At 62.7% G+C, this 354-nt stretch carries 1 pseudogene; it reads left to right on the top strand.

Going from position 1 to position 354, the window contains the following annotated elements:
* Positions 1-120: 120 nt before the first annotated feature.
* Positions 121-354: pseudogene (locus QJT78_RS52340) on the top strand (IS66 family transposase); the annotation flags it as partial.

The raw sequence follows: 354 nt of genomic DNA on the forward strand, positions 1-354 counted from the left end.
GTTTGAAGGGCTGAACTGGAAGCGAGTGGGCGAACGGATTGTCGCGACGCCAGCTGCGGCGAACTGACTCAGACCCGACAACCTGTTTCGCGCGGGGCTTTGGGATGATAGCTTGCGGATGTGCCGCCGTCCCCCATTGATCCCGCCCGTCTTGCAGCGCTGCCCGCCGATGTGCGCGCGCTCTTCCGCGCGCAGGAAGCGATGATTGAAGCCGAGCGTCGTCGCGCAGACGATGAATGCTCGGCGCGCCTTCATGTCGAGAGTGAACTGGCTGCGTCCAAAGAGAGCGTCGAACGCCTCGAACTGCTCGTGAAGGAGTACGAGCGCGCACGTTTCGGTAAACGCTCGGAGAAG

The organism is Bradyrhizobium sp. Mp27 (assembly GCF_029953005.1).
Classification (GTDB): Bacteria; Pseudomonadota; Alphaproteobacteria; order Rhizobiales; family Xanthobacteraceae; genus Bradyrhizobium; species Bradyrhizobium barranii.